Origin of the sequence: Sphingomonas sp. S2M10 (assembly GCF_012650175.1) — a bacterium.
Taxonomy (GTDB): Bacteria; Pseudomonadota; Alphaproteobacteria; order Sphingomonadales; family Sphingomonadaceae; genus Sphingomonas.
Window position 1 is genome coordinate 110,981 of the sequence record NZ_JAAILI010000086.1, and the last position, 25,620, is coordinate 136,600.

The 25,620-nt window shown below is 64.8% G+C and carries 18 protein-coding genes; 7 read left to right on the forward strand and 11 right to left on the reverse strand.

The genetic code is table 11. From position 1 onward, the window contains the following. Positions 1-24 precede the first annotated feature (24 nt). Both S2M10_RS21545 and S2M10_RS21550 read right to left on the reverse strand, forming a co-directional pair. On the reverse strand, positions 25-1,392 hold the full coding sequence (locus S2M10_RS21545; protein WP_247650952.1) for a Coenzyme F420 hydrogenase/dehydrogenase, beta subunit C-terminal domain: 1,368 nt from the start codon (positions 1,390-1,392) through the stop codon (positions 25-27). After that, positions 1,385-2,500, reverse strand: a complete 1,116-nt coding sequence (locus tag S2M10_RS21550) for a polysaccharide pyruvyl transferase family protein (protein WP_168847909.1) — start codon at positions 2,498-2,500, stop codon at positions 1,385-1,387. Before S2M10_RS21550 ends, S2M10_RS21545 begins: the two co-directional genes overlap by 8 nt. 307 nt (positions 2,501-2,807) lie before the next feature. Here S2M10_RS21550 and S2M10_RS21555 point away from each other — a divergent pair, with 307 nt between their 5' ends. Continuing rightward, on the forward strand, positions 2,808-4,415 hold the full coding sequence (locus S2M10_RS21555; protein WP_168847956.1) for a glycosyltransferase family 2 protein: 1,608 nt from the start codon (positions 2,808-2,810) through the stop codon (positions 4,413-4,415). 44 nt (positions 4,416-4,459) lie between these two features. Then, on the forward strand, positions 4,460-5,230 hold the full coding sequence (locus S2M10_RS21560) for a DUF5672 family protein (protein ID WP_168847910.1): 771 nt from the start codon (positions 4,460-4,462) through the stop codon (positions 5,228-5,230). 94 nt (positions 5,231-5,324) lie between these two features. On the opposite strand, the gene kdsB is transcribed toward S2M10_RS21560, so the two are convergent. From kdsB to S2M10_RS21600, 8 genes are all read right to left on the reverse strand, one after another. After that, positions 5,325-6,143: a 3-deoxy-manno-octulosonate cytidylyltransferase gene (gene kdsB / locus S2M10_RS21565; protein WP_168847911.1), complete on the reverse strand. Its 819-nt coding sequence runs from the start codon at positions 6,141-6,143 to the stop codon at positions 5,325-5,327. Then, positions 6,140-7,138 carry a KpsF/GutQ family sugar-phosphate isomerase gene (locus S2M10_RS21570; RefSeq protein ID WP_168847912.1) on the reverse strand — a complete coding sequence of 333 codons (999 nt, stop codon included), beginning with the start codon at positions 7,136-7,138 and terminating at the stop codon, positions 6,140-6,142. The genes kdsB and S2M10_RS21570 overlap by 4 nt, the downstream gene beginning before the upstream one ends. Positions 7,139-7,193: 55 nt before the next feature. Next, complete coding sequence (locus S2M10_RS21575) at positions 7,194-7,865, reverse strand: ABC transporter ATP-binding protein (protein ID WP_168847913.1); 672 nt, start codon at positions 7,863-7,865, stop codon at positions 7,194-7,196. Continuing rightward, positions 7,862-8,677 carry an ABC transporter permease gene (locus S2M10_RS21580; RefSeq protein WP_168847914.1) on the reverse strand — a complete coding sequence of 272 codons (816 nt, stop codon included), beginning with the start codon at positions 8,675-8,677 and terminating at the stop codon, positions 7,862-7,864. The genes S2M10_RS21575 and S2M10_RS21580 overlap by 4 nt, the downstream gene beginning before the upstream one ends. Further along, a complete protein-coding gene (locus S2M10_RS21585; protein ID WP_168847915.1) occupies positions 8,667-9,776 on the reverse strand; it encodes a hypothetical protein in 1,110 nt (369 codons plus the stop codon). The genes S2M10_RS21580 and S2M10_RS21585 overlap by 11 nt, the downstream gene beginning before the upstream one ends. Positions 9,777-10,023: 247 nt before the next feature. Beyond that, positions 10,024-10,728, reverse strand: a complete 705-nt coding sequence (locus tag S2M10_RS21590) for a glycosyltransferase (protein WP_168847916.1) — start codon at positions 10,726-10,728, stop codon at positions 10,024-10,026. An 83-nt stretch (positions 10,729-10,811) separates the two neighbouring features. Beyond that, positions 10,812-11,654, reverse strand: coding sequence for a 3-deoxy-8-phosphooctulonate synthase (gene kdsA / locus S2M10_RS21595; protein WP_168847917.1), 843 nt, complete (start codon positions 11,652-11,654; stop codon positions 10,812-10,814). A gap of 34 nt (positions 11,655-11,688) precedes the next feature. Then, a complete protein-coding gene (locus tag S2M10_RS21600) occupies positions 11,689-13,629 on the reverse strand; it encodes a GSCFA domain-containing protein (RefSeq protein WP_168847918.1) in 1,941 nt (646 codons plus the stop codon). A 320-nt stretch (positions 13,630-13,949) separates the two neighbouring features. Between S2M10_RS21600 and S2M10_RS21605 the strand changes: the two genes are divergently transcribed. The 5 genes from S2M10_RS21605 (at position 13,950) to S2M10_RS21625 (ending at position 24,456) form a co-directional block, all read left to right on the forward strand. Then, the gene (locus tag S2M10_RS21605; protein ID WP_168847919.1) at positions 13,950-18,305 is read left to right on the forward strand and encodes a hypothetical protein; all 4,356 of its coding nucleotides are present in this window, start codon (positions 13,950-13,952) and stop codon (positions 18,303-18,305) included. Beyond that, positions 18,302-19,849 (forward strand): hypothetical protein, encoded by a 1,548-nt coding sequence (locus S2M10_RS21610; protein ID WP_168847920.1) that lies wholly within the window; start codon positions 18,302-18,304, stop codon positions 19,847-19,849. Before S2M10_RS21605 ends, S2M10_RS21610 begins: the two co-directional genes overlap by 4 nt. After that, on the forward strand, positions 19,839-22,040 hold the full coding sequence (locus S2M10_RS23165; protein WP_168847921.1) for a glycosyltransferase: 2,202 nt from the start codon (positions 19,839-19,841) through the stop codon (positions 22,038-22,040). Before S2M10_RS21610 ends, S2M10_RS23165 begins: the two co-directional genes overlap by 11 nt. Beyond that, positions 22,037-23,131 (forward strand): NAD-dependent epimerase/dehydratase family protein, encoded by a 1,095-nt coding sequence (locus S2M10_RS21620; RefSeq protein ID WP_168847922.1) that lies wholly within the window; start codon positions 22,037-22,039, stop codon positions 23,129-23,131. Before S2M10_RS23165 ends, S2M10_RS21620 begins: the two co-directional genes overlap by 4 nt. A gap of 194 nt (positions 23,132-23,325) precedes the next feature. Then, complete coding sequence (locus S2M10_RS21625) at positions 23,326-24,456, forward strand: polysaccharide biosynthesis/export family protein (protein WP_211091214.1); 1,131 nt, start codon at positions 23,326-23,328, stop codon at positions 24,454-24,456. Positions 24,457-24,621: 165 nt separating this feature from the next. Here the strand turns inward: S2M10_RS21625 and S2M10_RS21630 are convergent, their stop codons facing one another. Next, positions 24,622-25,539 (reverse strand): alpha/beta hydrolase, encoded by a 918-nt coding sequence (locus S2M10_RS21630; protein WP_168847957.1) that lies wholly within the window; start codon positions 25,537-25,539, stop codon positions 24,622-24,624. Between the last annotated feature and the right edge of the window lie 81 nt (positions 25,540-25,620).

Below are 25,620 nucleotides of genomic sequence, written 5' to 3' on the forward strand. Positions count from 1 at the left end.
GGCTACCGCTCGGCCGGGATCCCGTCAGCGGCGCTCCAGCCTGTCGAGCCATGCGCCGAGCCGGCCTCGCGAATAGGTGAGCGCCTGGTAGAGGCCGAGCGCGGCCCTGGCCCAGCCGATATACAGCCCCGGCATTCCCATCCGGTCCGCCGTCCAGGCGATGCGGTGGCTCCAGGCGGCGATCCCGGCGCGGGTGCGATAGACCAGCTTGCGCCGCCATCCGATCCCCATGGCGTTGGGCGCCACCCGCTTCTTCGGGCGGATCCCCCGCCGCGTCCAGGTCAGCCGATAGGCGAGCCCCTCGCGCCGATGGCGCAGCCCGGCATCCTGCGTGCCTGCAATGAAGCCGGCGTCCACCGCGTCGAGCGCCAGCCGCCCGTCGCCGATCGCCGCCGCGACCAGATCGCGCAGCACGGGTGCGCGCACGATCACGACATTGGTGCCGCGGCCGTCCGAAGAATAGGGTTCCACCCAGGCATCACCGAACGCGATGTCGGCGGTTTCCGCGACGACGTCGTCGCACATGTTGCACGCGCTGTTCTGGAAGAATCCCGCGCCCCAGTCGCCGTCCGCCAGATGCCACCAGTCCTGCCAGCGCGCGCTGCCGTCGGCGAGGGTCAGGTGCGCGGTGTACCAGTTGGCAGGGCGATCGGCATCCTTGCGGCGATATTCGACCGCGGCAACCGCGCCCGGATCGACGTCCAGCTGCCAGGCGAAGCTGTCGACCAGCCGCCCGCTCTTCATGTGCCCGCAGAACAGCCCGAGCGTGGCAGTGATGCGTTCGGCGAGCACCGGCTCGGCGGCGCGGGCGAGGTGCACCGCCTTGATGAAACAGGGCACGCCGACCACGGCATAGCGTCCTGGCACGCGGCGGATCTCGTCCAGCACATGGGCGAGATGCACCGGATGGTAGCGCGAGCGGGCACCCTCGGCGATCTGCGCCAGGCTGCGGGAGATGCGATAGCCGAAATGCGGCGCGCCGGGTCCCGGCAGCGGCACCACATGCGCGACGCCGTCGATCATTCCCCGCCGCAGCAGCTCCGCCGCGACCCAGCTGACCATGCCGCCCGAGCTGCCGCCGGCGCGGAACGCCCCTTCGGCGACATGGCCGACATAGGCGGATTCGAAACGGCCGATCCGCGCGTCGGCCACCGGCGCCTGGGCGAAGCGGTCGCCGGCGATGGCATCTTCGTCCGCCGCTTGCGGTGAGAAGGGGCAGGTGGCGGCAAAGCGCGGCGTCGGCGTCTCGCGCCAGCCGGGCGGCCCTTGCGGCTTCAGCTGGCGATAGCCGTCCCAGCCCATATGCCCGCCGCCGTCATCCGACGCACAGCCGCCGCAGCCGATGCACAATCCGGAGCGAACAATGGCGGCCGGGCTGAGCGCCTCAGCCAAGCACCTTGTCCAGATACGCGTTCGACTGGTCACGCATTGTCGCGATCCGGGTGCCGATCGCGGGGGGCAGCGGCGCGTCGAGGATCGCGGCGAGATCGATCGGGGCGCCGGGCACGAGCAGATGCCGCTCGGCGCCGACCATCTCGGTCAGGTCGCGCACCTTGTTCATGCGGTACGGCGAGGTTGCGCAGGCGAAGGGCCTGTCGTTGAGCAGGGCGAACACGCAGCCATGGAAGAAGTTGGTGAGCACCGCCTCCGCGCCGGCCATCGCGGCGGCGAAATCATGCGGGCCGGCATCCAGCCACTGTTCGTCCGCCCAGTCGTTGCGATAGCCGATGCTGACCAGCCGGATGCCACGCGACGATGCCCAGGCACGCGCCGCGTCGGTGAAGGCGTCGGGCATGCTATGGCCGTAGACCAGGGCATAGCGCCCTTCGGGTACCGCCACCGCCGCGTCGGGCGCGGGCGGAAACTGCAGGCAGGGATCGAGCACCAGCGCCGGGTCGCGGCCGATAGCCTCGGCGACCAGTCGGCGGCTGTTGGCGTCGCGCACCGCGATCATGTCGAAGCGGCGCAGCTGGTCCTGCCAATAGCCGTCGAGCCCGGCATCGGCGTCATAGCTGCCGAAGCTGGCGGCATAGGCCGCGACGCATTCGGCGTTGAGGCCCTGGCCGAAGAAGATCGACGCACCGCCATACCAGGGGTGGCGCAGGTTCCACACCTCGTCGCTGCCGACCAGCACGGTATCGACATGGGGCATCTCCAGCGGATCGACCAGGTCGAATCCCGGGGACAGCGGCAAGGCGTCGAACGCGCAGAGGAATTTGCGCAGCTTGGCGCCGTAATGACGCCGATCCTCGGCGCTGGCGCGCACCGGAAGCGTCGGCTGGAGCGCGCTTCGCCATTCGGCGCGCGTCACGCGCGGCGACTCATGATCGAGCAACATCACCCGATGGCCGCGTGCATGGACGCCCTCGGCCAGGCAGCGCGCCTGCCAGTACGAGCCGTAGTTGATGCAGCGATGGAAGGTGAGGATGCCGACGCTGCGCGTGTCGCTGCGCAGGTCGTGGAGAAGCGTCGAAGAATCGTCGGTCCCGGGCAGCTTCATGCGCGCGCGCACCCGGTGCCGAAAACGGCCGAAGCCATGTGATGTCCTCCCTCTGGTTGCGCGTTGAACGTAGGGGAGGGCGGCGGGTTTCGCCGCGGTGCGAAAATTTCGAACCGGTCGCGCCTTGGTTAGCGTCCGCGGCGACAGGACGCGCAGACAGACGTTGGTCCGGCCGAGTGATGCGCGGCCGGTGACCCCGCGAGCTGGTCCGCTACTCCCGATCGGCCGGAAATATTCTGGCATCGCATCGACGGTCTTGTTTGCTTCCCGCTTTTAGCTATCCCGGGGGGCCATGCTACGTGACGACATGCGGCCGGTGATCCGCGTTATTGCCCTAAAGCTGCTAGCTTTTTCCGTACATAGTGGAGCTTTTCGGCGGGCCCCGCGGGCGTATCTGATCGCCTGCTGGTGGTATTTGCGGGGGAAGAGGCTGCGGGCGCGCAACCAGTTCGCTCCGCTGCTGGGGGCGAGCAGCGGAGCCTTCCAGCTCTGGAGGCTGCGGAACGCGGCGCGGCCGGCACCGATCGGGGGCGGGTACGTGCCTATCGTCGCCTTGATCGACGCTCACGGTGGGGGCAGCGTCGAGGCGACGCTGCAAAGCCTGGATGCGGCCGGCATCGCTGCCATCGTCGTCGACGGTCCCCATGCGCGCGATGGGGCAGGCCTCCTCGAACGACTCCCGGGTCCGCTGCAGGATACATGGCTGATGCCGCTTTATGCCGGCGATCGCGTGGCGCGGGGGGCTGCCGCAGCCTATGTCGGCGCCATTGCCGAGGCTGAGCCGGACGCGGCGTTGATCTACGCTGATGACGACATCGTCGATCCGAACGGCCACAGCCATACACGCCCGCACTTCAAGCCGGCATGGAATGCCGAACTGTTTTGCCACTTCGACTATCTTTCAGGCAGCTGCATTCTACGCGCGCGCACCACGGAGATCGGTGCGGTGGAAGGCGGGGCGGATTGGGTCGCCCGGCTCGTGCACGCCGTTGCCGATCGGGCGCATCCCGTTCGACTGACGGAGATCCTGCATCATCGGCAGCGCAGACCCCGAAAGACCCCCATCGCGCCGCTGACGATCGTTCGGGACGCGCTGCCGCCGGTGACGGTGATCGTGCCCACGCGCAATCGGGCCGATCTGTTGGCCGTGTGCCTGGATGGGCTGGCGGCCACGCAATATCCCGGATTTGATACGATCGTAGTCGACAATGGCAGTGACGAGCCGGAGGCCCTTGCACTGCTGGCGCAGATCGATGGCAGATCCTGCCGCGTTCTCCGGCACGCAGGACCGTTCAATTTCTCGGCGATCAACAATCGGGCGGTGGCGGAAGCCGATGGCCGGATGATCTGCATGCTCAACAACGATGTCGAGATTGCCCAGCGGGACTGGCTGGCCATTCTGGCGACGCAGGCAGGCCGTTCCGATGTCGGTGCGGTCGGTCCAAGACTGCTGTACCCCGATGGGCGGATTCAGCATGCCGGCGTGGTATTGGGCGTGGGAGGCGGGGCTGCACATGCCCATCGCCTGCAGGATCCCGAGGAGGAGGGATATTTCTGGCGGCATGCGCTACCGCAGTTCACCTCCGCCGTGACCGCCGCGTGTCTGGTGGTCCTGCGCGAGCGGTTTCTCGAAGTCGGCGGACTGGATGCGCAAGCCTTTGCGGTCGCCTTCAACGACGTGGATCTATGCATGAAGTTGAACGCGCGCGGCTGGCGCAGCCTCTATGAACCGCGCGCCACGCTCGTTCATCACGAATCGCTGTCGCGGGGCTTTGACAAGGACCCGGTGGGGGCGGCCCGGCTTGCGCGCGAGCTGGCCGCGCTGAAAAGCCGCTGGGCCACGGACCATCGCTCGGACCCCTTCCATCACCCGGATCTTAGCCGTTTCAGCGAGCAGTTCGTGGTCGGGCTGTGAACGGGCCCGTCGCACCAGCCGCCACGCGCGCGGCACCCGACCGATTGAAGCTTCCCGCGGTAACCCTGTGCGCGGTCACCTCCGTCAACGTCGCGGCGACCCTCGCGGCGGTCGAATGCTGCATCTCCCAGATCCAGTTCGGCGCCGTGGTGATCCTGACGGACGCGGACCTTTCGCCACCCGATCCCGAAATACGCGTCGTAGCGATCCCGCGCATCTGCTCCGCAGAAGACTATTCGACCTTCATGATAAAGTCGCTGCATGCATATGTTGAGACCTCGCACTGCCTTGTTGTGCAGTGGGACGGCCATGTGCTTTCGGCAGGCAGGTGGCGCCCCGAGTTTCTCGACTATGACTATATCGGAGCGCGGTGGCCCCAGTTCAGGGACGGGGCGGACGTCGGCAACGGCGGGTTTTCGCTGCGGAGCCGGCGATTGCTCGACGCGTGCGCCACCGGGGATCTTCCTTATGCCCATCCCGAGGACCTGGCCATCTGCCGGGCGTATAGACCCCAGCTGGAGGAGCAAGGTCTCCGCTTCGCGCCCCCCGATGTCGCGGACCGCTTCTCGACCGAGCGCGCGGGCCTTCTGCGCGACAGTTTCGGCTATCATGGCGTGTTCAACATGCCCCGCGCGCTGGGCGCCGAACAATTTTGGCGGCTATACCGGTCGCTGGACTCGCGCGGCTCGGTCGTGCCGGACTTCTGGGCGATCCTGTTCCAGGTGGCGCGTGGCACAAGGGGCTGGCGGCGCGCAGCCCTGCTGATCCTCCACAGGCTGCGGGCCGCCCGGCCCGTACGGTGGGTGCTTCGTTGATGCAGCCTTCGACTTGGCGGCCGTAAGGAACGACGCTGCGTCCCGCACCGCGCGATGCCCCGCACGACCACCGATCACGGCGTCCGGGCGGGGCTCAGTCGATGCCGAGCCTCGCGAGTTCGGTTTCGATCAAAGGCACGTCGCTGGGATTGTTGAGCTCGATGACGTTCCACGGAAGCGCGTCGATCTGCAGGAGCGACACCGGCAGCCCCAGATGCAGGAAGCGGAGCTGCTCCAGACCCTCGACAAGCTCCAGCGGCGACGGCGGCAGGGCGACATACTGCTCCAGGGCGCTGGGCCTGTAAGCATAGATGCCCAGATGCAGGTGCACGTCCGCCAGGTCCTGCGGTTTGCCGGTCCGCGGGATGTAGGGGATGATGGCCTTGGAGAAGTAGAGTGCCTGCCCCGCGGCGTTCATCACGACCGTCGTCCCGCCCACACGGCCGGCGGCTGCGTCGGTCAGGAGGTGCTGCACCGTCTGGGCCGATGCCCGCACGGCCGGCGTGGCCATCGCCGCGGTCGCGTCGGCGGTGAGCCGGTCGATCAGGGCGGGGATCAGGCTGGCGGGGGAAAGCGGCGCATCGCCCTGCAGGTTGACGATCACGTCCGCGACATTGCCCAGCGTTCGCAGCGCATCGGCGCAGCGTTCGGTGCCGTTCGCGCAATCCGGCGATGTCATCACGATCTGGCCGCCGAATCCATGGACCTCCGCCACGATGCGGTCGTCATCCGTCGCCACCCAGACGCCGGCGCAGTCCGGTACCTGCATCGCGCATTCCCAGCTGCGCTGGATCAGCGACTTCGAAATGCCGCTGGCGCCCTTGAGCTTGGCCAGGGGCTTCCCGGGGTAGCGTGTGGACGCATACCGCGCGGGGATGATGATGGCGAAGCTCGGCTTGCCGCTGGTGGTCATGCGAGGCCCAACCGGATGAAGTCATGGACGTGTACGATGCCGACCGGGACGGCATCCTGATCCTCCGGACGGCACACGAAGGCGCAGGTTATCTTCTCGTCATTGAGGAAGCGCAGTGCATCTTCCGCAAGAAGATCCGCGCCGATGATCCGCGGCGTGCGCGACATCACCGTTTCGGCCGTGGCGCGTTGCAGCACATCAAAGTGCCGGCGAATGTCGCCGTCCGTGATCACGCCGAGCAGCTTGCTGGTTTCGTCCACGACGCCCGCGATACCGAACCCGCCGGCCGTCATGACGCTGATGACCTTCTTCATCTCTTCCGTCGGGCTGACAAGGGGCATGCGGCTGATACCGTGCATGATCTCCGAAACCGAGGTGAGACGCAGTCCGATCGCACCGCCGGGGTGCAAGGCCTTCATGCCATCGCGCGAGAAGCCGCGAGCATCCATCACCGCCATCGCCAGGGCATCGCAGAGCGCGAGCTGGACCGTCGTGGACGTCGTCGGCGCGATGTTCGCCGCACAGGCCTCGCGGAGCGCCGGGATGCACAATTTCACGTCGGCAAATTGCATGACCAGTGAATCGACCCGCGATGCGATCCCGACAACGGGGACGCGGATCGTGCGCGCATATGCCAGGAACGGACGAAGCTCATTGGTGTTGCCGGAGTTCGACAGCACCACCAGCACGTCGCCCGGGACGAGCATGCCGAGGTCGCCATGGGCTGCCTCCGCAGGGTGCACATAGCTGGAGGGCGTTCCCGTTGCGGACAGCGTCGCCGCGAATTTGCGCCCCACATGACCGGACTTGCCCATGCCGGTGATGACGACCCGTCCCCGGCAGCCGAGGATCGCTTCGCACGCCGCGATGAAGGTGTCGTCGAGTGACTCGGCCAGCTTGGCGAGAGCATCCTTCTCGATATGGACAACCTCGATACCGCGTTCGAGCAGCTTCTGAACACCTGTATCTGATTGCGAGTGAATAGCTGTCGCCATCTTGCTGAACCCCTTACAAACCCAACGCGTTAAGATCAATTGCAGGAAATGAAATTTACTGATCCGAACTGGAATAGCTCATGATCTTTTTGTATTCTTTCAGAGCTATACCGAAATCGGGATATTCTTCTATGTGGCCGTCGTTCAACAGTAGAAATCTGTTGCAGACATCTTCCAGATAGCGCCTGCTGTGTGAGACAAGAAGCATGGCCTTGTCTTTGCGCTTTTCGAACAATTCCACGCGGCAACGCTCACGGAAACGTTCATCACCTACCGCGATGACCTCGTCGATCAGAAAGCAATCAAAATCGATCACCATGGAAATGGCAAATGCCAGTCGCGCCTTCATGCCCGACGAATAAATCCTGACGGGCTCGTCAATGAAACTGCCCAGCTCGGAAAAATCCTGGACGAATTCGAAGCGCTCCTTGAAGTCGACTCCATAGATGCGGCAGATGAAACGAAGATTGTCCGCGCCCGTAAGCCTGGCGTGAAAACCGCCGTTGAACGCGAGCGGCCAGGAGACGCTCATCTCCCGCTCGACTTTGCCGGCGGTGGGCTTTTCCGCGCCACTCACAATCCGGGTCAGCGTCGACTTGCCCGCACCGTTGCGGCCGAGAACGCCGATGCGCTCGCCGGGACGAATGTCGAAGTTCACCTTGTTCAGGATCGTTCGTTCGCCGCCCTTCACGGGGTAGCGTTTGGTGATGTCCAGAAGCCGGATCATGATTCTTGCTCGCTGCCGCCAATCAGGCGCACCTGGCTCAGTCCGAACAGCGACAGGCCGAGATTCCATGCGCACAGATACGAAAGGCTGTAATGGGCCGTGAAATGCGAGCCGAAAAAGCCGTCCCGGATGAATTCGACGGCATGCAACATCGGCAGATACAGGACGATTTCACGCGCCTTTTCGGGCAAGGTGTCGGCGATGAAGGCCGCGCCCGAGAAGGGGAACAGCATGTACGACAAGGGCGACCAGAGCTTCTCGACGATTTCGTACCGGTCCGCCAGCGCTGCCAAGGTCAAGGCAAGGCCGATGCCGAACCAGGCCAGCAGCAGCCAGCCGGCAAGTACCTGCAGGGCATCCTCGGGCGGCACCAGCCAGCCATAGACCCAGAACAGCACGCCGAGGACGACGAAGCTTGTCGTCACCGCGCCTTCTTCCAGCAGGATTCGTGAATAATAGACGTCGATCACCGTGACCTGCCGATGGTGCAGCAGGTGGATGTTCGATTGAACCGCACTCATGCAGCGCCCGGGCAGGTTCCGCCACAGGAGCATGGCCGAATATCCCGTCAGCGCGAACTCGGTGATGGGAATGTCCGAACCGTGGATGCTCCTCGTCGCCGTCCAGATCAGCGTGATCGCGATCGTGAACATCATCGGCTCGAGAAACAGCCACAGGAACCCGAGATTGTTTCTGCCGTAGCGTGTCAGCAGTTCGCGCATCAGCAGCGCGTAGATCACGCGCAACTGTACGCGCAGAGCGCCGCGAAAACCGCGTTCCAGGCCGACAGGCGTGTGGCGCTCAGCTGCCATGTTCACGAATACCCGAATACAGCATCGACAAGATGCCCCAGCTGACCAGCCCGATCAGCAGCGTCGCGATGATGCCCCGCAGGCGCCGCGGCTCCTCGGGGGATTCCGGCAGGGCGGGCTCCACGATGCGCTCCACATAGGCCTGTTTGCGCCGCGCGTCGTTCCGTGCTTCCTCAAGCGAGGCCAGGGCACCCGCGAGTTGCTTCTCGGCGAACTGGTTCTCCAGCGAGAAGCGTTCATAGTCGACCGCCGATGCGGCCAGCGAGGTCCGGCCACCGGCGATCATGCTCATCTGCTTCGCGATTTCCGACTGGATATCGGAGATGTTGCGCTGCAGGATGGGGATTTGCGGGTTGGCAGGCGTGAAGGCGCGAAGCTGCTTCAACTGCGTCTGCGACAGGATCAGCTGGTCCTGGAGCTTGGAGATCATCTGCAGGCCTGCCGTGGCCTGGATCTGCGGATCGACGATATGGTTGCGGTTGCGGTACGCGGCGAGCGCGAGCGACGCCCTGCTCGCCTTTTCCTTCGCTTCCTGAACCTCCGTCGTCGCGTAGCCGATCAGATCCTGCCGCGCGCGCTGATTTATCTTGTTGACGGTCGCCTCCGCCATTTCCAGCAGCCGCTTGTTGATGCGCAGCGCGTCCTGTGCCGTATACGCCCGCACCGACAAGGTGCTGATCGACGTCGTGCTGTCCTGCTGAATGGTCACATGCGACTGGTAGAACCGATAGAGATCCTCGAAGGAATCGTTCACGCCCATCGGCGCGAACCGATCGACGATCGAGATGGCCGGTCGCGTCGAGGCCTTTTGATAGAAATCGTCTTGGTTCAGCGCGCGGAGCGCGTCGCGCGACTCCACAAAGGCCTTGGCGGCGAAGGCCTCGTCGCTGGCGTTGGAAAAGCCTGCGGTCTGCAGGATCATGCCCAGTCCGGTCGCCGCCGGCTTTTCCGGGCTGCGAACGACGAACTTTGATTCCGAAATATAGATGTCGGAAGCAAGAAAGCCAAAGTAGACAATCGCGATCATCACCGGCATTGCCACTGACAACATGAACAGCCCGTCGATCTTCTTGGGCCAGCGGCGCGCTGCACTCAACATGGTTTCGGTTCTAATCTTCTCAAAGGGCGACCGCGTGCGGCACGGCGCGCGTCGGTACGTTTGCACAACGCGCTAACCATGCCGCAAATGTAAGTCCAGCACATAACCACGTGCGGATCAAACCGCGAGACCGGGCCGCTCGACGCGCGACTGAAAGCGGCGCGAGGGTGACCCGGGGAAAGAGTGAAAGACAAGCGGCGCACGCCATGGAAGGAGCGGGCGGTCAACCCGCTCCTCCACGCACCGCCTATGCCGCGAGCGCGTCGCGATCGGCTGCGGCTTGGTACTGCCGGTTTTCCTCGAGCCAAAGGTCGCCATAATCGACCTCACGCCATTCGTCGAACCAGGGCCCGCCATTGGTATAGTGGATGACGCGCGGCGTCATCGCCGGCTTCTCATATTCGCCGACCAGAAAATTCCAATCGAGCGCGAGCGCGCCGATATCCTCGTCCTTGGCGATCCAGGCAAGCCTGTGCAGATGTGCCGGCGAAGCGCTGTTCACCACGTCGGGCGTGAGCGCCTGGACATCCGGGTGCGCACAATTGAACACCATGAACGACGACCAATTCTTGCGGGGATAGGTCGTCTGCTGCTGGTTGTCCATCTTCACCGCGAATGCGGGCGTGTAATCATGTTGGACGCAGTACAGCGCCTTGCTCGGGTCGAGGCCGTCCAGCACCGTCCGGACGTCGGTGGTGAACAGGAAGTCGCAGTCGCAGAACACGACCCACCCGGCCGTCTGCGCAGCGAGATACGGCGTCAGGAACCGCGTGAGGGAAAATTCGGTCGAGGCCGTCTTGTCGAAGGGGCGCGTGTATAGCCCAAGTTCGCGGAGCATCGGCTGGCGGAGCGGGATGCTGCGAACCGCATCGCCCGAATGGCGAGCGATGGAGTGGCGACATACCTGCCACGCGATATCTTCCCGGCTGTCATAGCCTACGAAGACCTTCAAAGCTGTTTCGTCTGTCAAAACCCCGATCCCATATTCCCAAGAAATCTGACAAGCGCCCGGCGACATGGTGCGCCGGGCACGGCTCAGTCGCGCCCGATCGGGGCGAAAGATTTCACAACGCGATCAATCGCCTGCATCTGCTGAAGATAGCCGCTAAGTGCATGGAGTGGAAGGGCGCACGGGCCGTCGCACAGCGCCTTGTCCGGATCGGGGTGCGCCTCGAGGAACAGGCCCGCGATGCCGAGCGCGATTCCGGAGCGCGCCAGCGCGAACGCCTGGTCGCGACGGCCATCGGCGCTGTCGGTGCGGCCACCCGGCTTCTGCAGCGCGTGGGTCGCGTCGAACACCACCGGCGCCATCGGCTTCATCAGGTCCATGCCCAGCATGTCGACGACGAGGTTGTTATAGCCGAACGAAGAGCCGCGCTCGCACAGGATCACGCGATCATTGCCCGCTTCCTCGCACTTGCGGATGATGTGCGCCATCTCGAGCGGCGCGAGAAACTGCGGCTTCTTCACGTTGATGACGGCGCCGGTGCGCGCCATGGCGACGACGAGATCGGTCTGGCGCGCGAGGAACGCGGGCAGCTGGATGATGTCTGCCACCTCGGCCACTGGTGCTGCTTGGAAGGGCTCATGCACGTCGGTTAGGACCGGAACGCCGAAGCGTTCCTTGACTTCGGCCAAAACCTCGAGGCCCTTTTCCATGCCGGGGCCCCGGAAGGACTTGATCGAAGAGCGATTCGCCTTGTCGAAGCTGGCCTTGAAAACATAGGGAATCCCCAGTTCCTTCGTCACCTCGACGAACTTCCCCGCGGTCTCCAGAACGATGTCGCGATCTTCGATCACGTTCATGCCGCCGATCAGCACGAAGGGCGCATCGTTCGAGAAGGTTACGGATTCGGACAGAACGATCTCGGAAGGCACGATAATTCCTAACTAGATTAAGGATGAACAGGGTTCAGACGCGAAGCGCCTCTTCGTCGCAAATAACCGCCTGACCTTCCCGCGTCTCGGACCTGGCGGCTGCGACGGGACAGGCGGTTCCGACGGTGAAGTGCTTCAAGAACAGCTTCATCACGTGGCTAACGCCCTCCGGAGTTACCTCGCGAAGGTCTTCGCCGAAATAGCGCCCTCGATTGAAGTTGCCAGTGATTATTTCGAAGGAGGGAAAATATTCCACCCAGTCATGTGCTGCCGAAAGCTCCTCGGCTGCCACGCGCAGCGCCGCCTTGCTGTACGTCGTCGAAGTCAAAACATGGTTGGGCGCGTATGTAGCCTCGAGCGGGACCGGCGAAACGGTCAAGATGACGCGAGCGGAGGCATTAACGCTGCGAAGCTTCTTGAAAAACTGCGTCATTTCCACAACTATTTCCGCTGCGGAATAGTTGTGGAAGCGGTATTTGGCGGTGTCCATTTCCCCACCCACAACGCCGGGAGCGAGCGGGAACACCGCACCGTCGGACACTGCTTGCCAGCTCTCGGTTAGCCCGAGCGTAAAAACGAACACATCGAGCGATCGCCACATCTCGTTGACGCTCGCAAAATGTGCATCGCGGTCGCGCAGCAGGGATTCGACATCATGAAAGCCGTCCGGCTCTACTCTTGGGCGGAATGGATCCACGAGGCTCCCGTCACTCCGCGTCCAAGCCATGTCCTCGGGCTGAAACGCGCCTGCCGCGCGATCAAATAGCTGATTGAGTTGCGCTGCGGTGTAGATGTTGCCGTAGCGCGCCGAGAACGTGCCGAATTGGCGGTGGAGTCGCTCGGTTTCGTCTGCAGGGCCTTGTTCTGCGACGAAGTAGTTATACCCCGACTTGGAAAGCGCCTTTGCGATGTGCTGCGCAAAGCAACTACCTGCGGTAGCAATGCGGTCGTTTCGGCCGATACGCTTCATCGGCGGCGTCACGGGATCGAAATCCTCCATCCGTACCGAGGAAACGCCCTTTCGCCAGAACTGGCGATCCGGCAATCCGCGATAAGGATGCGAACGGCCGGAGGATGCTGACTGCCGCTTTGCGTGATTATCGATGAGCTCCGCATAGCGCTGGTCATCCAGCCGTGAGCACTGCAGATCAGCAGGATCATACTGGTTATATACATCATAGCTCGCGGACACAAAGCTTTCCAGCGAATAAGCGGTTAGCTTGTCGCCATAGGCACGCTTCCCGCTAGGCGGCTTGAAGATATACTCGCCGTCGCAGCCGAAGGATTGGGCGAGCTCGGGGTAAATAGGCCAAATCATGTGTGTAGTTAGCTGGTCCGGAATCAGCCCTTCCGGGAAACGGAGCGCCGGCTGTTCACCCAGCTTCTTGACGAGCGCCCTTGCCAAGCCAGCGAGAACGATCGGCTTCGGGTGGTTTGGCGTGTGCATAAAAGGCGCGGATCGCATCCAACTGGCCTGCTCGGCGGCCAGATCGAGATCGCACTCCTCGGCGTCAGACGCCAATTCCGCCATCGCCAACTGTAGATAGTCGAAGTAGCCCAGCCTTCGATAGCTGCTCTCGTTGAACAGCGTGATCGCCTCGTGGACAGGAAGCTTTGCCTTCCAAGCAGCGAATGCAATCGCGGAGTTGCTATTGTGAAGGGGTGTGGAGATCAAACCCTTGGGGCCGCGCACGAACACGCAATCCGGGTGGAAGCCAGTAAAATAGACCGTCGGACAAAGAATAACTTCGCGCTCGATGCCCGCCTGCTGTAGTGCTGCTCGGACCCGCTTTTCCATAACCGTCTGCACGATCAAGGTATCGGCCGTGACAAGCTCGTCTAAAGAAATAATGCCGGTGTTTATTTCCCGAGAAAAACCAGGAAGGAATATGGCATTTGGTAGCATCGCGGCCAGATAATCGCTGAGAGGGCGCGCTTGGCAGTTGCCAATCACAGCGAAAGTCTTATTAGTCATGTGCTTTGACGCTCCACGTTCCAAACTCCTCGGGGCAAAGATTGGTCGCATAGCCCGAGACAGCAACGATGATCGAATATCTCGTTTAGGCACGCGGCATCTTTATTGGCGTCGCTGTGGCAAGCGAACGCGAGGGGTCCATGTCCCGCGTTATTGACTTCCGTTCGCACCATAAGCAAGAGCCCCACTCGATGGAACAGGTTAAAAGTGCGCTATCCACGACGACCCCCCTTGCTGCCGGGGCCGACGAGGGTGAGGTCGGAAACGCGAAGCGAACCTGCCTTCTGATATTGGGAATGCACCGAAGCGGCACGTCCGCTTTGACCAGGACGCTCTCGCTTCTCGGCGCGGCATTGCCGTCGACGCTGCTGGGCGAAGATGGTTCGGGCGTGGCGAGCAATCCGCTGGGTCATTGGGAGCCCGAAAGGGTCGTGGCGCTGAACGACGCGGCGTTGCAGGCGGCGGGTAGCAAATGGCGTACACCGTTCGGCGTGGACCCTAGCTGGTACGAGACCGGCGAGGCGCGCGCGTTTCGCGAGCGCGCCGTGGACCTGCTCGCCCGCGAATACGGGGCCGCCAGGCTGTTCGTGCTGAAGGATCCGCGCACCTGCCTGCTGGCGCCCCTGTGGCTGGGTGCGCTGGAGGATGCTGGCATCGCCGCGGCGCCGGTGCACGTCTATCGCAGTCCGGCCGAAGTCGCGGCATCGCTGCAGAAGCGGAACGACATCGATCCGCCGCTGGGCGAGCTTCTCTGGCTGCGCTATGTTCTCGATGCGGAGCGGGCGACGCGGGGGCTGGTGCGCTGCCACCTCCGCTATGACAGCCTGCTCGTCGACTGGATGGGCACGGCGGAGCATGTCGCCGATGCGCTGGGGATTGCGTGGCCGGTCGCGCCGACGAGCGCGGCCCAGGAAATCGGTGCATTCATCGCGCCGTCGGCCCGGCATCATGTCGACGAACAGCCGAGCAGGGCGGTGGGCTCGGTCGACGACGTTTACCGGTTGATGAAGCGCTGGGCCGACAAAGGCGAATCGCGCGATGACTGGGCCGCACTCGATGCGGCGCGCGAAGATCTGGATCGTAGCGTCCGGATTCTGTCCGGCCCGATCGACGCGGCATTCGACCTGACGGCGAAGGCGGCGAAGCTGCGGAAAATCCGTGCCGGCCTCGATACCGAAGCGGGGGCGCTGCGCACCTCCAAGGACGCGCTGGAAGCCCGGGTAGGCGAGCTGGAGGGTGCGCTGGCGCAGACGGAGGCGGCGCGGCGGACCGACGAGATCGCGCTTGCCGAAGCGCGCACCGCCGGCGAAATGGTCGAACGCGAATGGAAATCGCGCCTCGCCGGGCTCGAGGCGCTGATCGCGGTCCTTCGCGAGAATGCCGACGCCGCCACCGCGCGGGCCGCGAGGCTGGAAGGCAGCCAGAACGAGCATCAGACCGCCCTTCTCGAAAGCGTCAAGAGGGCAGCGCAGCTGGCCGAACGGCTCAGCGTCGCCCAGGCCCAGCTGGGCCAGTCCGAAGTTCGTGCGAAGGAGCTCGAATCCGCGCTTGCCGGGGAGCGGACGCTTTCAGCGGAACGGATGCAGCTGAAGGCGGAGGCGTTCGAAGCCGCGCTTGCCGGGGAGCGGACGCTTTCAGCGGAGCGGATGCAGCTGAAGGCGGAGGCGTTCGAAGCCGCGCTTGCACGCGAGCGAATGCTGCGGGAAGCCGTCGACGCTGCGGCTGCCGCTCGGCAGCAGGACGTGGATGCGCTGCTGCGCAGCGACGGGCGCAGGAGCGCCGTCGAGGAAGAACTTGGCAGGACGCTGAAAGAACGGTCGCAGGCGCGTGCGGCCCTGGCGGAGCTCACCGCGCAGCTCAGCGACGCGAACGATCGCGCAAAGGCCTCTGCCGAGGAACTGGCGCGGATGCGCGCCCGTCTCGCCGCCGCGGAGGCCGGGCGCAAGGCGATGACGTCCGAACGTGACGCGCTGACCCGGAAGCTGGCCGAAGCGTCAAAGGCGAGTGCGGAGCGTGCGAGCCTTGCGAAGAAGCTGGCCAGCGCCGCCGCCGCGGAAAAGGCGCTCCGCGCGACCGTGTCCGAGCTGGAAGCGAAGGTGGAGGCGGGAACGCGCCTCGCCAAGGAGCGCCAGACCGCGATCGAGCATCTGCGCCGCGACCGGGCGGCAGCGGTCGCAAAGCGGGACGCGCGGATCGAGGCGCTGTCGGCCTCGATCCACAGCCTGGAGGCGGTGCAGACAGCCCCCCGGCACAAAGCGTCGCTCGGGAAGCGTATCGGCCAGCTGTTCGGCGCGATCACCGGCGGCCGGCGACGCGAGCAGGACGCGTCGGTCCGCAAGGCGGTGGAGGAAAGCGGCCTCTTCGACGTCGCATATTATCTTCGCCGCTACCCGGACGTCGCCGCCGAGGGGGTGGATCCGCTCGGTCACTATCTACGCCATGGCGGGCTTGAGGGGCGCGGACCCAGCGCGGCGTTCAACGGCAAATTCTACCTCGAGCAGAACCCGGATGTTCGGGCGGCGGGCATGAACCCGCTGGTGCACTATATCACCTATGGTCGCGCGGAGGGCCGGCGCGCACAGCCCGATGCGGTGGCGCTGCCCAAGCGCCACGGGCTGCCCAAGTCCGGCGCGCCTTCCCCGGTGCCCGCGGCGCCGGCACCGGTCGCGCCGAGGCAGGCCGCGAAGCGCGCAGTCGCAGCCTCCCGGCCCGTAGAACCGGCGCCGCCGGCCGTTCCGCCGCGCCTATGGCGCGCGCGCGCGCCGCGATATGCCGCGCTGGCCGACGTGATCGCGCCCTGGTGCAAGACGTCCGACCTTCCCCTTGCGGGCGCGTTGATCTTGCGTTCGGCGGTCGTGGCGATCGCGCCGCCGGTGCAGGGCGCGCCGCATGCCGCCCTGGACTGGCTCGCATATCTGGACGGCGACGCCGCACGTCCCGCCGCACCGGCCCGGGAGGCGGTTCGTCTCCGTCTGTGCGCGGGGACGGTGTCGATTGACGACATCTGGTTCGAGAACGACACGCTGCTCCACTTCCGGATCAGCTGCGCGGGCCGGGCTCCCGACAACCGCCATTATGGTGCAAGGGTGTTTCAGGTCGACGCGCAGGGGGGGCTCGACATCGTCGGCGAGGCGGTCTTCGCCACGCCCGGCCTGCAGCGAGTCGCTGCGGCGGTCGTCAGCCATTTCAGGCCGCTGCTGGTCGTCATCACGGACGATGCGGGCGTCTATCAGGATGCGACGCTTCTCGCGTTTCCGTCATTGTGCCGGCGCGGCGCACATTTCGCCGAGCTGGCGGCGGCGCACCCCGATTCCACACCGATGGACGCGCTCGGCATGTACACGGCCGGGATCCTCGAGCAGGTCGATCCAGCGACGGACCATGCCGTGGCGCGTGTGCAGATCGATCTGGGCAGCGCCATTGGTACGGAGCCGCTCTTGCAGCCGGCACTGGCCGGCTGGCTCCAGCAACTGGGCGTGGCCGTCAGCGGGGCGGGCGGCGATGATGCCGCGTCGCCTGCCCGGGCGGCACTGTCCGATCAGCTACGCATGGCGGCCGGCGCGCCCGGCCCGATGCGCGTGACGGGAGGTCTGCTGAAGGTCCCGGCCGATTGCATTCCGTCGCTTTCGGTTTTGTTTGCGCGCTCGGGAGCTACCGCAGACGATGATCGGGTGACGGCAATCGGTACCGGTAGCCTGGCGGCAGAGCCGCAATATGCTCTGTCCATCCCGCCGCGTTTCGCCGGCGCCTCCACGCCGGCAGGCGAGCAGGTGGTGCTGCCCTATCTGGCCGGCGATGGCGGGGCGGCCCGCGGCCTTGGCGCGCAACCTCTGGCGTTGCGACCATCGAGCATGCTTGCGTCGCAGGATCCGCGCCGGCTGTTCCCGGTCCCGATGGATGCGCAGCATCCCCTGCTCGCGCCGGAAGCAGAGCCTGCACGCATGTCCGTGATCCTGGACTGTCATGACGCGGAAGAGGCCGGGCTTCTCGCCTGCGTCGAGGGCGTGCTCGCGCAGACGGGTGCGGACGTGGCGGAATTCGTTCTGATCGGAGCGGGGCGCAACGATGCGGCGTCGCTGATCGCGCGCAACGCCTCCGCTGCCCGCGTGCAGGTGACGGCACCGGCGCAGGATGGACCTGCCACGCCGGGCATGTTGATCGCGGCCACCCGGTCTGCCGATAGCGAGCATGTGCTGTTTCTCCGACAAGGCGTGGTCCTGTCCGATCGCAGAACGGCGGCGGTGCTGGCGTCGATGCTCCGGCAGCCCGACATCTTCGCCGCCGGCTGCGCGCTCGCCAGCGACCTTAGCGGTCCGCGCGGACGCGCGGTGCAACGCCTCGTGTGTGGTTCCATGGCCATGGGCGAGGGGCAGATTGGCGAGGTCGATCTCGGCCACGCGGTCTTGCCGCTGCTGTTTCCGGTCGCGGCGCCGTCTCCTCGGCTCTATCTTGCCCGCCGCGGGGCCTGGATCGAGACGGCCGAGAAGCTCCAGTCCACCATCGACATGGACGCATTTCATCGGGCGGTCGCGCTGGAAGCGATCAAGGCCGGCGCGTGCAACCTCGCGACGACCTCGCTGACGGCCTTCGACCCGCTCGGGGCAATCGACACGCAGGTCGTGGAGGCAGACATTCCCCGCGATCGAACGACCGCCCTCCGGCTTTTCCGCCAATGAAGCTCGCGATTGTCATCCCCTCGGCGCAATATGTCGAGCAGGCCGGCGCCCGCATCCGCTATCAGCGCATGGCGGTTGCGCTCGAGGCACGCGGCGTCGCCATGACGCTTATCCCCATCGATTCGCTTCCCAAGCTCGCGGCAGGCTTCGCCGACCTGCTGCTGCTGAGCAAGTGCCAGGACGCGCGGGGCGTGGCGGCGACACATGCGGCGCGCGCCGCCGGTATCGATGTCGGCGTCGATCTGTTCGACGATTATTTCAGCCAGTCGACGGACAGTCGCTTCGCAAAGCAGCGCGCGTGGCTGCGGGCAGTGGCCGATGCCGCAACCTTCGCGCTTTGCTCAACGCGCGGCATGGAGGCGATTGCCCATCGCTACATGCCGGGGAAACCGGTGCATATTCTCAACGATCCGGCGATTCTGCCCGATGCCGACGCGCTGGCAACCGCGCTTGCCGCCAAGGCGGAGCAGGTCGTCTCCACGCGGCGTCTGCCGATTCTGTGGTTCGGCATGGGGGACAATCCCAATTTCCCGGTCGGGCTGCATGATCTGGCGGTGTTCGGGCGGGAGCTGGCGGCGTTTTCCGAAGCCGGGTACACTGTCGACCTCACCATCCTCACCAATATGCGGGCGCTCGTGCCGGAGACGCTGGCGGCGCTGCGGCAGCTTCCGATGGGCTTTACCATCGACGTCTGGAGCGAGGAGCGTGAACGCCAGGCGCTCGCCGCCAGCTTCATCAGCTTTCTGCCGGTGAATGCCCAGAATTTCAGTATCGCGAAATCTCCCAATCGCGCGTTGTCGGCGCTTACCGGGGGAACGCAGGTCCTCTCCGCGGGCTATCCGCTATATGCCGGCCTTGATCCCTTCCTCTACCGCGACGCGCGCCTGATCCTTGCGGATCTGGAGGATGGCAAGCTGCGTAACGGCGCAGCATCCGTCGCAGCGTTGATGGAGAAGGTGACCAGCGTGGCGTCGCCGGATGGCGAAGCCGACATGCTGTGTCGCTTCTTCGCGGACGTCAGAAGCCGGCCGGCTTCCCCCGCGGATTCAGCGGCAGGAGCGTCCGCGATCCTGCACGGGCATCAGAGCAGCGGCGCCGTCCACAAATTTGCCCAGGGGCAGGCGTTGCTGTCGTTCGGATCGCCGTTCACGCCGGGCGGCACCGCGTTCGACGCACATTGGGGCTTCTTCGGCGAGGCCAAGACGCCGGCCCTGCGCCTTTCCAAGACGATGGTGGCGCGCCTACCGGCATCGCTGGCACGCCTCGCGGTGCCGGCACCGGCATCGCTCGGCAAGGGGCCGCCGATGGTGCTGCCGGAGGCCGCGTCATCCACAGGCCTGTCGCTGACTGCGATACAGCCGTTGCTGACGCGCAGCGCCTTCGACCGGGTAATGCTCTACCCCCGCGTCATGGAACAGACCAAGTCACTATATCGCGACCTTTTCGGGCCGCTCACCTTCACCGAATCCGAACTGGACGCCGTACTTCAAGCGGCGAGCTTGCCGGAAGCATCACCGCAAGGGACCAACCCGCGTGTCGCATGACAAACCGAATGTCGCGTTCGTTTTCGATCTGCTGCAGGATGTGAACATCCTTTGGCCGGTCGCGAAGTTCGTCGACGCGGAAACCAACTTCAACATCCTCCTGCTGATCTCCGATCGATTTGCAGCGCGCGACAAGACGGGTGCTTGGCGGCAGGAGCTCGAGCAACTGGCGGCGGAAACGGGTGCCGCGGTTCTGCATTTCTCCCAGACCTATGAGGCCTATTCGCTTCTGCTGGGCGGACGCGGGATCATCTTCGCCGGCAGCGAGTCGAACCTGGGCGCCCACGCGACCAGCCACAATCTGTTCGTTTCAGCTCCCCCGGGGTACACCCGCGTCACGTTGCAGCACGGATATGAGTGCATCGGGTTCCTGCAGAACCGCGAGCAGTCGATCGCCTTCGGTACGGAAATTCGCTTCGGGGCGGATATGCTGTGCAGCTGGATGCCGGTGGACCGCCTGCGGGAGATGGCGGCGATCGAGAAGCCGAAGGTGTTGGTCACCGGCCCCGCCAGCCTGCTGCTGCCGGGCAATGACGCCGCGCGCGGCACCTCGAACGGCGCCGCTCGGCAGGGGCTGGTGTGCGAGAATCTGCATTCGGTGCGGTTGAACACCGGCGGCGACTTCAAGGCGAGCTACATGGATACGTTCAACGTATTCAGCGAGGAGCTGCGGGCGCGGGGCAGCACCCTGGCGTTGCGCCCGCATCCTGGAGGCCAATATGTCGTCCGGAACGCCGTGCCCTTGCCGGCCAATGTCACGCTGGCCAACGAGCCGATGTACAAGCTCGACCTATCGCGCTTCGCGTACGGGATATCGGCCCCCTCGTCCGTGCTGATCGACATGGTGCTTGCCGGCATTCCCACTGCCGTGTGGCAGGATCCCGACGGGGCCATCGACGCGAGCGCCTATGACGGGCTGGCCAAGATCACGACGGCGGAGGAGTGGCTTGCCTTTGCCGAGGCGGCCATGCGCGACCCGGCACCGTTCCTGGAGCGCCAGGCGGCGTTCCTCGAGCGCACGGGTATCGTCACCGAGCGAGAAAAGGTGCGCCGTGCGTTTCTCGAGCTGATCTCGAGCACCTGCACCGGGGCCACTGGTTCCGCGCTTCGCATGCTGCTCGTGGCGAACAACGACATTGCCACTCTCCAGATCAGTTTCATGAAACCCTTGCGGGCGCTGATCGATGCAGGCTTGGCCGAAGTCCTCTTCATCACCGAGAAGCAGTTGAGGACCGAAGAGAAGCGGAAGCGGCCCGGCGCCCAATTGTGGTTCCAGCAGCATATCGACGACTTCAGGCCCGACATCGCCGTCTTTTGCCGCTACAGCGGCCTACTGTCCGATTGGGCGCTGAATTATCTGCGGGAGCATGGCGTCGCCACGATTTTTCATATCGATGACGATCTCCTCAATGTTCCGATTTCCATCGGCGAGGTCAAATACCGAGAGCATAACAAACCGGAACGTCTCGGCGCGATCGATTATCTCATAAAGAATACCGATCTCGTTTATTGCTCGACCAAAAAACTGCAAAATCGTCTACAGCAAATCGGATACGACCGCCGATACACTTATGGGAATGTGTATTGTTCCACAAAAGTTATCAACGAAGCGGAATTGCGCCCCACGCTCAAGGTGGGGTATATGGGATTTGGTCATGCGGAGGATCTTGCGCTGGTCGTGCCGACGCTCGTTCAGTTCATGCAAGAGCGTCCGGAAATAAAGTTCGAGTTATTTGGTACGATGCCTATGCCGGCCGAATTGGAGCAATTCGGTTCGCGGGTAAGTCTCGCTCCGCCGGTACGCGACTATCATGCCTTTCTTGAGTATTTCGCGACCTTTGGTTGGGACATCGGCATCTGCCCGTTGCAACGGGACGTGTTCAACGAGGTGAAGGCGAACACCAAGTGGGTCGAATATAGTGCGATAGGGGCCGCCGTGATCGCAACGTCGGGAATGGTCTATGACGATTGCTGCAGCGACGGCTGCGGCATTCTGGCGGACGACGACGCGCAGTGGCTCGCCGCATTCCGCAGGCTGGCGGACGATCCCCAATACCGGTTCGACCTTGTCCGTAACGCCCAGGCGCGGCTACGGAGGGAATATACCATCGACAATCTTCGCGCGCAGGTGCTGAACGTTTTCGATGAGGCTCAATCCATCCGCCACGAAACCATCGGGATGAAACAATGACTTCTGCCGGCTCTCCCGCGCTTACCGGAACGCGCGTCCTCATCACTGGCGGCGCCGGCTTTATCGGCTCGCGGCTCGCCAAGGCGTTGGACGCGGCGGGCGCCAGCGTGACGCTTTACGACAATCTGCTGGAGCAGGTGCACGGGCCTTCGCCGGTACTCGACCTGCCCGGTACGCTGATCGTGGGAGACATTCGCGATCGCCAGAAGCTGGACGAGGTGCTCCGCGCGACGGCACCGGAGCTGGTAATCCATCTGGCGGCGGATACGGGAACGGGTCAGTCCGCCGATGAACCCGGCCGCTACGCCGAGGTGAACGTGGTGGGCACCGCCAACCTGATCGAAGGCATGAAGGCTCTGCCCACCCCGCCGCGCCGCGTGCTTCTGGCGGCAACGCGTGCGGTATACGGCGAGGGCGCCTATCGCGGTGCCGGTGGACAGATTGCCATTCCCGCGCCGCGCGACACGGCCGCCATGGCTGCAGGCATCTTCGATGTCCGCGACGAGAGCGGAACGGTGTTGTCGCCGGTACCCACCCCGGTCGGCCTGCCGCCGGCACCCGGTTCGGTCTATGGGTCGACCAAGCTGATGCAGGAATATCTGCTGCAGCAGACTCCGGCCCCTTGGGATCACGTGATTCTGCGGCTGCAGAATGTCTACGGGCCCGGCCAGTCGCTGCGAAACCCGTATACGGGCGTCCTGTCCATCTTCACCAGCCAGGCGATGCGCGGCGAGTCCATCGGGGTGTATGAGGATGGGGAGATCTATCGCGATTTCGTCTTCGTCGACGATGTCGTCGCCGCGTTCGTGGCGGCATGCGACGCGCCGGCGATCGGCGGCAGGATCTTCAACATCGGGACGGGCGAGCCCCTGTCGATCCTGGCCGCGGCGAGGTGGATCCTGGAAGAGCTGGACATGCCGGCAAGCCGCTGCTCGGTGAACGGCAAGTTCCGTCCGGGAGACATACGCTACGCCGTTGCCGACATCGCGGACACGCTCGCAGCGCTCCCCTGGGCGCCGCAGGTGACGCCGCGCGAGGGCGTTCGCCGGCTCGTGGACTGGGCGAAGGAACAGGCTAGTATTACGGCCTGAAGGCAAGCGGCCCGGAACCCGGGCTGCGGCGGGGAATGCTGGTCCGGGCGGCCACGTACGTCCCCGCCCGATGCGCGCCGGGCGATAGCCGAGTGTCTCTTCGAGCGGCCGTGATGAAAATTGGAGTTTCAGTGTAGATGCGTTCCCGAATGTCACAGCACAGGTCTCGGGCCGCCGCCTTATGGGCGGTTCCGATGCTGTCGATCGTCCTTGCCGGCTGCACCAGCCTTGGGTCGAGCGGGCCGAGCGCGCGCGCCGTCGTCAACTCGGCCAGGGATGCGGGCGCCGAAATCAAGGTGATCGACGTCACGGACGCAGTGGCGCGGAACATCCTCCGTGCCGATCAGCACATGGGCTTTGCCGAGGCTTTCGGCGAGGGCGTGCCTGCCGCCATGATCATCGGGAAGGGCGACGCGCTGGACATCGGGATCTGGGAGGCGCCCCCGGCAGCGTTGTTCGGCACGATGATGCTGCAAAGCGCGATGCCCGGCATCGAGCCCGTCGCACGCAATGCCAATTTGCCGCAGCAGGTCGTGGACGATGAAGGCATGATCACGCTCCCCTTTGCCGGCGCGATCCCCGCCGCGGGGAAGACCCCGCGCGAGCTGGAGAAGCTGATCGTCGGCAGGTTGGCCGGCAAGGCACATCTGCCGCAGGTAGTGGTACGGATCGTGACCAACCGGACGTCCAACGTCACGATCGTCGGAGACGTCACCACCAGCGCGGTGTTGCCGCTGACCCCTAAGGGCGAGCGACTGCTCGATGCCGTCGCTGCGGCCGGGGGTGTGAAGCAGTCCGTCGGCAAGACAACGATCCAGATCGCCCGCGGCGGCAACGTCGTTACCATGCCCCTCGAAACGATCATCCGCGATCCACGGCAGAACATCTACTTGTCCGCTCAGGACGTCGTTACGGTCCTGTTCCAGCCCTACAGCTTCACTGCACTGGGTGCCGTGACGAACAATGCCGAGATCAGCTTCGAGGGAACCGGGCTAACCCTCGCCCAGGCATTGGGGCGGATTGGTGGGCTGCAGGATTCGCGCGCCGATGTGCGCGGCGTGTTCATCTTCAGGCTGGAATCGCCCGAAGTCCTGGACCCTGCGGTGGCTGCCACGGCGCGGCGAACGCCGGACGGTAAGATCCCGGTAATCTACCGCATCGACATGCGGAACCCGGCGACCTTCTTCGTGGCTCAGGGATTCCCCATCCACAATCGAGACGTTCTGTACGTCTCCAACGCCCCTGGCGTCGATCTTCAGAAGTTTGTTTCCATCGTGTCGTCGATGGCCTTCTCCGTGATCGGCGTCGGCAACGCTCTGAACTGATTGTCGCTGCGGCCGTCGCGGTGCGGCGATGCCTGGGTGGGAGAGCGGACCCGCCGCTGAAGCAGGTTCGCGCCGAGCTTCGACTCAACGGCCCGGAAGCGCGACGACGAGCGCACTGGAGCGTCTTCACCCGAGGTGAAGACGCTCCAGTGCGCCTACCGTCGCTTACACCGCCGGCTTCATCCAGCCATGCATGGTCAGCCAGCGCGCGAATGCATCGAACCAGCCGGTGCTGGTCGTCGCCTTCGGATACATGCCGAAGCCGTGACCGCCCTGTTCGTACAAATGGAATTCCACCGGTCGCCCGGCCGCCTTCCACGCCTCGATCAGGCCGAAGCCGCCATTGGCGAAAAAGGGATCGTCGGCCGCGAGGGCAACGAACAGCGGCGGGCCGTCGGCCGGGACCGTGACGCTGGCGAGCGGCCCGTAGATGTCGGCGATGAAGGCCGGCTTGGCGTCCTGCCCGGCCAGCGCGGTCGCCATGGTGAGCATCGCACCGGCCGAGAAGCCGATCATGCCGACCTTGTTCGGATCGACGCGCCATTCAGCCGATCGCTTGCGGATCAGAGCGAACGCCGCGCGCGAGTCCGCGATCTGCGGCGCGAGACCCGCCATCATCGCCGCCGGATCGGGCCGGGGCGGGCGAGCGGCGGTGGTCGAGAACATTTCCGCCATCGACCGTTCAAAGGCGTCCATCTCGCGCGGCGTCTGGTTCAGGCGATATTTGAGCACGAACGCGGCCACGCCCCGTGCGGCGAGCGCCTTGGCAACGTCCCAGCCTTCATTTTCCATCGAAAGGGTGCGGAAGCCGCCGCCGGGTGCGACAACCACCGCGGCGCCACTCGCCTTCGCCGGATCCGGCAGAAAGGGCGTGAGCGTTGCGACCACCACGTTCCGCGCGAACACGCTGCCATATTGGCTGTGCCAGCTTTCCGGATTGCTCGCGCCCGCGAGCGGGCCGGTGCCGAGATCGATGGCGCTGGGCTGCGCCGGGGTCGCGATCGGCTGCATCTTGTCGTTCTGCGCCAGTGCGGGCAGGGAATGGGCGCAGGCGAATGCCGCCGCGATCGCGATCCGCATCATGCGCCGACCGCGCACCGTGCCTGTGCGGTCCGCCGTCCCTGGGATTAGCCTCTTCGTCATTCCACCCTCTCCTGTCATTGC

Coding starts and splice junctions, on each gene's coding strand:
- S2M10_RS21550 (WP_168847909.1), bottom strand. CDS start 2,500: ATGAAGCTGCCCGGGACCGACGATTCTTCGACGCTTCTCCACGACCTG.
- S2M10_RS21620 (WP_168847922.1), top strand. CDS start 22,037: ATGACTTCTGCCGGCTCTCCCGCGCTTACCGGAACGCGCGTCCTCATC.
- S2M10_RS21585 (WP_168847915.1), bottom strand. CDS start 9,776: ATGTTGAGTGCAGCGCGCCGCTGGCCCAAGAAGATCGACGGGCTGTTC.
- kdsB (WP_168847911.1), bottom strand. CDS start 6,143: ATGACCACCAGCGGCAAGCCGAGCTTCGCCATCATCATCCCCGCGCGG.
- S2M10_RS21570 (WP_168847912.1), bottom strand. CDS start 7,138: ATGGCGACAGCTATTCACTCGCAATCAGATACAGGTGTTCAGAAGCTG.
- S2M10_RS21630 (WP_168847957.1), bottom strand. CDS start 25,539: ATGATGCGGATCGCGATCGCGGCGGCATTCGCCTGCGCCCATTCCCTG.
- S2M10_RS21575 (WP_168847913.1), bottom strand. CDS start 7,865: ATGATCCGGCTTCTGGACATCACCAAACGCTACCCCGTGAAGGGCGGC.
- S2M10_RS21580 (WP_168847914.1), bottom strand. CDS start 8,677: ATGGCAGCTGAGCGCCACACGCCTGTCGGCCTGGAACGCGGTTTTCGC.
- S2M10_RS21600 (WP_168847918.1), bottom strand. CDS start 13,629: ATGACTAATAAGACTTTCGCTGTGATTGGCAACTGCCAAGCGCGCCCT.
- S2M10_RS21555 (WP_168847956.1), top strand. CDS start 2,808: ATGCGGCCGGTGATCCGCGTTATTGCCCTAAAGCTGCTAGCTTTTTCC.
- S2M10_RS21625 (WP_211091214.1), top strand. CDS start 23,326: ATGCTGTCGATCGTCCTTGCCGGCTGCACCAGCCTTGGGTCGAGCGGG.
- S2M10_RS21610 (WP_168847920.1), top strand. CDS start 18,302: ATGAAGCTCGCGATTGTCATCCCCTCGGCGCAATATGTCGAGCAGGCC.